Genomic DNA, 467 nt, shown 5'->3' on the forward strand with positions numbered 1-467 from the left:
GATCGGCCGGGAAATGAAGAATTGGGAAAAATTCATCGGAGTTGTCGTCCCTTAACCGCGTGGGGTCGTAGCGGCCAGCTTCGCAGCCGAACCCGATGCGCCCTTGGCAGGGGCAACTTTGGGCAGGTTGCTGGCTTCCAGCGCTTGACGTTGTTGAGCGAGGGCGGCGAGGGTCTGCTCGCTGGCCATCGGAATCACCTCAGGGGTGACCGGTGAGCCAGGACGAACCCGTTGCAGACCCTTGACGATGATCGTGTCGTCCTTGTTCAGGCCGTTGCGGACGATGCGCAGGCCTTCGATCTTCGGACCGAGTTCGACGGCACGGTAGGCAGTCTTGTTGTCGCCATCCATCACCAGCACGAACTTCTTGCCCAGGTCAGTGCCCACGGCTTCGTCATTGATCAGCATGGCGTTGTAGGTGCCGCTGCCGACCAGTTTCAAGCGAGCGTAGAGGCCAGGGGTGTAGG

The 467-nt window shown here is 60.8% G+C and carries 1 pseudogene; it reads right to left on the bottom strand.

What is annotated here, in order from left to right:
* Positions 1-51 precede the first annotated feature (51 nt).
* Positions 52-467, bottom strand: a pseudogene (locus J5M56_RS25025) (efflux transporter periplasmic adaptor subunit); the annotation flags it as partial.

The organism is Pseudomonas sp. 51_B (assembly GCF_017491595.1).
Lineage (GTDB): Bacteria > Pseudomonadota > Gammaproteobacteria > Pseudomonadales > Pseudomonadaceae > Aquipseudomonas > Aquipseudomonas promysalinigenes.